Consider the following 6,853-nt stretch of genomic DNA (forward strand, 5'->3'; position numbering starts at 1 on the left):
TCGGGCTTCTTCGACAGGCGGGTCTTCTGGCGCAGGACGACGCGGCCAGCCTCGTCGTACTCGTAGCGCATGCGGCCGGCGCGGGTGAGGCGGGTGCCGGTGTAGGTGCGGGGGCCGGTGGCCTCGTGGCCGGGGTGGGTCGTCGGCCAGGAGGCCGAGGTCTGGTTCCCGGCCGCGTCGTAGGCGTATGTCTCGCTCCAGCTCTCGGCGTGGACGGCGGTGACCCGGCCCATCGGGTCCAGGTCGAAGGTGCGGTCGTCCAGGCCGGTGAGGTGGCCGTCGGCCCGGTAGCGGTAGAGGCGGTGGTGCAGCGGGCCGGTGGCGTTGGTCAGGGTCTGGGCGGTCAGGCGGCCGGCCTCGTCCCAGGTCTGGGACAGCAGGAGGGAGCTGCCGATACGGCGGGTGGTTTCGCGGCCGGTCGCGTCGCGGTCGAAGGCCAGAGTGCGGCCGGACGCGGTCAGGGCGGTGCGGCGCCCGGCCGGGTCGTAGGCGAAGGTCGAGACCGCGCCGCTGGGCGTGGTGCGGCGCAGAACGCGGCCGAGCGGGTCATAGGCGTGGGTCAGGACCCGGCCGTTGATCATCTCGGTCTTGACGCGGCCGAGGCGGTCTCGGCGGATGACGGTCTCGGCGTCGGGGCCTGCCGCTGAGGCGAGGCGTCCGGCCGGGTCGTAGGTGTAGGTGGTGACCTGTCCGGCGGCGTCCTTGCGGATCACCCGGCCGAGCAGGTCGCGTTCGAGGGTGACCGTCTCGCCGAGGGGGTTGGTGCGGGAGATCAGGTGGCCGGTCGCGTCGTGGGCGTAGCGCAGGGTGCGGCCGTCGAAGTCCGTTTCCGCCACCAGGCGGCCCGCCGGGTCGTAGGTGTAACTCCAGGTCAGGCCCTGGGGGTTGGTGACCCCGGTCAGCCTGAGCTGGGTGTCGTGGGCGAACGTGTAGCGGGCGCCGTCCGGGTCGGTGCGGGCGGCCAGGAGATCGAAGTGGGTGTACTCGAACGTGGTGACGCCGCCGCCTGCGTCGGTGTGGCGGACGCAGTTGCCCTCGCCGTCGTAACTCCAGGACTGCTCGGCGCCGCCTGCGTCCACGCGGCGGGTCAGGTGCCCTTCCGGTGTCCACTCCAGGCGGGTGGTTCCGCCGAGCGGGTCGGTGAGTGCGATGGGGCGGCCGAACGCGTCCCGCTCGTAGCGGGTCACGCCGCCCAGGGGGTCGGTGATCTCCAGCGGCAGGCCCGCCGCGTCGCACCGCACCCGCGTGACGGCACCCTGGGAGTCCCCCCGGACGGAGTCTGGGGGAGCATCGGTGACCGACGCGAGATGGCTGGCGGTGTCGTAGGCGTAGCGGGTGGTGTGCCCGGCCGGGTCGGTGACGGCGGTGCGGTTGCCGCGCTCGTCGTACGTGTAACGCCAGACCGCGCCGTCCGGGCCGGTGACCGTGACCGGCAGGCCCAACTCGTTGTAGACGGCGCTTGTTTCCGTGCCGTCCGGCAGGACGACGCCCACCAGTCGGCCCGCCTCGTCGTGAGAGAAGACGGTGGTGTGGCCCAGGGCGTCGGTACGGGTCAGCCGGTTGCCGTGGGTGTCGTAGGTGAAGCGGGTGGTGTGGCCGTTGGGGTCGGTGACCGCGACGACGCGGCAGGCCGGATCGATCACGTAGCGGCTGGTGTGGCCCTGCGAGGTGGTGACGGTCGTGGTCCGCAGCCCGGTGGCCGGGTCGGGCTCGCCGTAGGAGATCCGCATGGCCAGGTGGCCCTCGGTGCCACCCTCGGCGACGCACCGGTCCCGGCTGTCGTAGGCGTAGTCGTAGCGGCGGCCGTTGCGGTCGGTCCAGGCGACGACGCGGTGCTCGTCGTCGTACGCGAACCGCAGGGGCAGCCCGGAGGAGTTGACCACCTCCGTCAGATCGCCGCCCGTGTACCCGTACCGGACCAGCGGCTGCTCCCCGTCCACACCGGCCAGACGGAGCGCGGTGATCCGGCCGTTCTCGCAGGTGAACTCCAGGTGGTAGCCGCCGGAGTGCACCAGGCCCAGGGGCGTGCCGTGTTCGTCGTACTCGAACGTGATGCGGTGCCCGGCGCGGTCGGCGATCTCCAGCAGTGGCGCCTCGCCGTCGCCGCCGGGTCCGGCGAAGTGCCAGGTGCGGCCCGACTCAGGGTCGGTGAGCACGTAGTCGCCGCCGGGGGTGCTCTCCAGCGGCCAGCGCGGACCAGAGGCGGGCAGGGTCGGCACCCCGGGGGCCGGGTGCGGATACGCCAGCACCAGCCCCTCCTCGGAGAGGAACACCACGCCCTCGGCGTCCACGTCGAGCCGCTGGTCGACCGTGCTGGCCCAGGACGGGCCGAACCACCGTCCCGCCCGGTAACCGGACTCCACGTGGCGGCGGAACACCAGCGGCAGCACACCCGGCAGGACCACGTCCGTCTGCGGCAGGAACATCCGGCCCGTCGCCAGGTTCACCGGGTCCGTCGGCCCCCGCGTCACCTGCCCTTCGGGCGTGTTCCGGGGAGCGTCCGGCCCATCCTCGCGGACCTGCGTCCGCCCCGGCGACGGCGCGTCCGCCGCGCGCCGGGCGGCGTTCGCACCCGCGCGGGCCGCGCCCGCGCCCTTGGTGCCCAGCAGCTCGGGTATCAGCCGCCCAGTGCCCTCGGCCGGATCCCGCGCGAACGAGTCCCACATCGTCCCGGCCGTGCCCACCGGGTCGTTGCCCATCCGCACCAGACCCGCGGCCGTGCTGTTCAGTTGGGTCAGATACTCCGCCGGGTGCGTCAGGTTGTACGGATCCAGCGGGTTCACCCCGCGCGCGACGTTCAGCAGCCCCGCCGTACCCCGCACCAACCCGCCCATCAAATGTGAGGAGTTGAGCTGCACCCCCAGATACGCGTCACCCAGCTGCTCGCTGTACGACGGCTTTGGCGGCGCCATGTCCCGTGCCGCCGCCACGGCCGCCACCGCCCGCTCCTGCGCCTCGTTGCGCTGGCGGCGCGCCTCGGCCAGGATCTCGGCGGCCTCCTCCACCATGGCCACGCCCGGATCCCGGAACTCCGCCGGACACGGCGGCACCACCACCGACCCACGCTGGTCCGGCGGCGTGGCGTTGTAGGTGTCGACCGCCGCGTTGTACGCCTCCACCTGCTCGTTGTGCGCCGTCCGCGCCTCCTCCGAGGCCGTCCGCGCCTCCCGGTACCGGTCGATCGCCAGCCGCGCCTGCCCCTGCGCCCACTCCACCACTCCGGCGAAGTCGTTCAGCGCCGTGGCGGCCCGCTCGCACGCGTCGGCCGCCGTGAACCACTTCTCCGGTTCCACCGACACCCGGCCGCGGAACGCGTCCGCCGTCTCGCCCTCGAACGCCTCCGCGTCCACCCCCCGCAGCCCGTTGCCCACATCCGTGAACGCCGCCCGGAAGTCCAGCAGATGCTCCGCCGTGGACCGCAGCTTGCCCACACTGCCGTGGATCAGCTTCGCCGGATCCTCGGTCTGGTCCAGTTGCAACTCGTCCGGCGCCGCGCCCATCCGGTTCGCCACCGAGTCGCCGGTCTCCCGCACCCAGCCCGCCGCGCTCTCCAGCCCGACGTCCTCCAGCCGGTCCGCCGTCCAGTCACTGGTGGCGTCGACCGCCTCACCGACGGCCTCGACCCCCTCCTCGACCGCGTCCTCGACCACATCCGGGACGAAATCCCCCAGCCCCACCGGCCGTTACCGCCCTTCCCGGCTCTCGTCACCGGGCGTCAGATCCACCCCGAGCGTGCCCTCGACCAGATCGGTCCGCATCCCGCCCACCCCGTCCGTCATCAGGCTCCGCCCGGTGTCCTGCCAGGTCCGGGTGATGTCCTCCCCGGCCTGCCGGAAGGACTCGCCGCTGTAGTCCGGCGCGTCCGGCGTCAGGATGTCCCGGATGCCCTGCTGGGCGATCTCCTCCTCCGTCGCGTGCGGATTCCCGGTCGGGGAGACGGCGTTCAGCGTCACCGCGAAGGTGTCCGCCCAGTACTGCTCCTCCTCCCAGAACATCCCCGCCGCCAGGCCCAGCCGGTTCGCGATGTCGTTCGCGTTCTGCACCAGCCCCCGCACACCCCACTCCCACTGCTCGCAGAACCCCTCGAACGCGTCCGCCAGTCCGCTGCCCCCGGCCTCCATTGCCGTCAGCGACAGGTCGTCGAAGCCGCTGCCCATGAGCGCGCCGGTCTCGTTCCCCACCACCGCCAGCTCGTCGATCGCCGCCCGCAGCCCCCGCGTGATCAGGTCCACCGACTCCTGGCCGACGACCAGGTCCCCGTTCTCGCTCACCGTCCGGCCTCCCCGCCCTCGCCCCCGCCGGTGTCCACCGCCACCGCGTCCGGCACGATCCCCTTCACCGGCGGGAACAGCATCGAGCCGTCCTCGTCCGCGACGTCCACCGCCACCCCCACCGGGCCGCCCACCGACGGCGCCACCACGTCCAGCAGCCGCGCCCCCAGCACCGCCGCGTACTCCCACTCCTCACCCGGCGCGGCCCCGCGGGCCACCGCGAACCGCGCGAGCGCCGCCTCGTCCGTGAAGGCGAACAGCCACCGGATCCCGTTCGACACGCCCGACATGAAACGGCCGTCCGTCAGCGGCACCAGCACCGCCGTCCGCCGCAACTCCCCGACCATCGCCGCCGGATCGCCCGTCCCCGCCCGCACCGCGGCGATGTGATCCCCCAACTCCATACCGTTCATCGTCCACCCCCCGATTCGCCCCTCGCAACCTTCCGGCATGCGGCCTTCCCGACATGCCGCGCCGCCGGATCTGTGCTGATGTGAAGACGGATCCGCCAGTACGGAACCGAGAACGAGAAACGGGAACGCGCACCGGAACGGGAAGGAGCGCGACATGACAGCACAGCCGCAGCCGCAGCCGCGGCAGGGGGCCGGTGGCGACGAGGACGTCGTCGCCCTGCTGATGCGTCAGCACGAGGAGATCCGGTACCTCTTCCGGCAGGTCGCGACCTCCGGCGGGGACGAGCGGCGCGAGGCGTTCCGCAGCCTGGTGCGCCTGCTGGCCGTGCACGAGACCGCCGAGGAGGAGGTCGTCCACCCCGCCGCCCGGCGGGCCGCCGAGGGCGCGGACGCCGTGGTGGCCGCACGCCTGGAGGAGGAACGGGAGGCCAAGGAAATCCTGCGCCGGCTGGACGGCATGGACACCGACGACCCGGAGTTCATGCCCCTGTTCACGACCCTGCGCGAGGCGGTGATCCAGCACGCGGAGGCGGAGGAGCGGCACGAGTTCCCGGCGCTGCGGGAGCACACCGACGCCAAGCGGCTCACCACCATGGCCAAGGCCGTCAAGGCAGCCGAGGCCACGGCCCCGACGCACCCGCACCCGGGCGTGGAGTCCGCCGCGAAGAACGTCACGCTCGGCCCGCTCGCGGCCGTGGTCGACCGCACCCGGGACGCGGTGCGCAAGGCCATGGGATCCGGCCGCTGACGAGGCGCCGAGTCCGAGACGCCGTGTCCGCCTCACCCGTCGTGCTGGCCCGCTGGCACGGGCTGTTCAACCTGGTGACCGGTGGCTGGTCCGTGGCCCACCGGCGCAGCTTCGAGGCGTTCTTCGGCCCGAAGCGGGACGACTGGCTGGTGACGACCGTCGCCGGTCTGCTGATGACCTGCGGCGCGGCCCAGGTCAGGGCGGCCTCGACCGGCGAGGGCCTGTCCGCCGCCCGCCTGCTGGGATACGGCACGACGGCCACCCTGCTGGCCGTCGACCTCCGCTACGTGCCGGTCGGGCGGCTGCGCCCCACCTACCTGGTCGACGCGCTCGTGGAGGGCGCGTGGCTCGCCGCCTGGTGCCGCAGCCGCCCGGGGGCGGCATGACGGCGACGCGCGCGTCGTGCGGCGGGGCCGCCCGTCAGGTGGACAGGGAGGCGATCAGCTCCTCGCGGCTTCCGACCCCCAGCTTGCGGTAGACCGCCTTCAGGTGGTCGTTCACGGTGTGCGGCGACACGCCCAGGCGCCGGGCGATCAGCTTGGCGGGCAGGCCCTGGAGCGCCTCCTGAATCACGGCGACCTCCGCGGGCGTGACGCCGTACCAGGCGGCGACCGCGGGCAGCAGGGTCCGCGCCGAGGTGGGCTGGAGCGTGATCGCGACCTCCCCGGACCGGGGTCCGCACACCGGCTGGGCGTGCATCTCCACCCAGCCGTCGGCCGTGGGAACGCGGTTCAGCACCGGCTCCCCGAGGCGCCGGGTCATGAAGGTGATGTGCCACAGCAGGGCCAGCGCCACCGGGTCGTCGGGGAGTCCGGGGCCGGGCGGGATGCCCAGCCAGGACCCGGCGGTGGCGGTGGCCGTCCTGATCGTGCTGGTGTCCCCGATGACGAGCACGCCCGGCGGGCGCGGGGACCGCACGGGACGCGGCGCCGTCCGCCGCACGAACCGCTTGAGCGCCATGGTCATCGGTGCCACGAGCTGCTGGGCGCGCGCGACCTCGGCGGCCGAGAAGTGCGGGCGTCCCCGCTCCCGCACCAGGGTGAGGGTTCCCCACAGCACCCCGCCCGAGACCAGCACCAGCCGCATCTGGCCGCCGAAGCCCTCCCGGGCCATCACGTCGTGCAGGACCGCGCTGTGCCGGTCCTCCGGGCCGCCCGAGCCGAGCACCCCGACCGGGGCCGGGCTCCGCCGGAGCGCCGCGTAGGGGCGGACGTCCGCGTCCACCGGCTCGTCGGCCACGATGTCGTCCAGGGCGCCGAGGCTGTACGTGTTCTCGCCGCTGAAGAGGCACCCCGCGCCCGTGACGGGGTCGAGCCCGGCGAGCATGTACCCGTCGTGCGGGACGAGACGGCCGATGTGGCGGGAGCTCTCGCGGCCCAGCTCGGCGGGGGGGGGGGGGGGGGGGGGGGGGGGGGGGGGGG

General features: G+C 73.8%; 6 protein-coding genes. 2 read left to right on the forward strand and 4 right to left on the reverse strand.

Annotated features, from left to right (window positions below; translation table 11 throughout):
• From ACSNOC_RS26435 to ACSNOC_RS26445, 3 genes are all read right to left on the reverse strand, one after another.
• Positions 1-3,677, reverse strand: a 3,677-nt coding sequence (locus ACSNOC_RS26435) for a putative T7SS-secreted protein (RefSeq protein WP_436750094.1), incomplete at its 3' end; no start/stop codon positions are given.
• Positions 3,678-3,683: 6 nt separating this feature from the next.
• Positions 3,684-4,271, reverse strand: a complete 588-nt coding sequence (locus ACSNOC_RS26440; protein WP_436750095.1) for a hypothetical protein — start codon at positions 4,269-4,271, stop codon at positions 3,684-3,686.
• Complete coding sequence (locus ACSNOC_RS26445) at positions 4,268-4,675, reverse strand: SseB family protein (RefSeq protein ID WP_436750096.1); 408 nt, start codon at positions 4,673-4,675, stop codon at positions 4,268-4,270. The genes ACSNOC_RS26440 and ACSNOC_RS26445 overlap by 4 nt, the downstream gene beginning before the upstream one ends.
• Positions 4,676-4,838: 163 nt before the next feature.
• Here ACSNOC_RS26445 and ACSNOC_RS26450 point away from each other — a divergent pair, with 163 nt between their 5' ends.
• Positions 4,839-5,432: a hemerythrin domain-containing protein gene (locus ACSNOC_RS26450; protein WP_436750097.1), complete on the forward strand. Its 594-nt coding sequence runs from the start codon at positions 4,839-4,841 to the stop codon at positions 5,430-5,432.
• Between the two features lie 23 nt (positions 5,433-5,455).
• The gene (locus tag ACSNOC_RS26455) at positions 5,456-5,818 is read left to right on the forward strand and encodes a hypothetical protein (protein WP_436750098.1); all 363 of its coding nucleotides are present in this window, start codon (positions 5,456-5,458) and stop codon (positions 5,816-5,818) included.
• A 34-nt stretch (positions 5,819-5,852) separates the two neighbouring features.
• On the opposite strand, the gene ACSNOC_RS26460 is transcribed toward ACSNOC_RS26455, so the two are convergent.
• On the reverse strand, positions 5,853-6,853 hold a 1,001-nt coding region (locus ACSNOC_RS26460), incomplete at its 5' end, for a helix-turn-helix transcriptional regulator (RefSeq protein WP_436750099.1).

It is taken from the genome of Streptomyces sp. URMC 129, assembly GCF_051386415.1.
Taxonomy (GTDB): domain Bacteria; phylum Actinomycetota; class Actinomycetes; order Streptomycetales; family Streptomycetaceae; genus Streptomyces.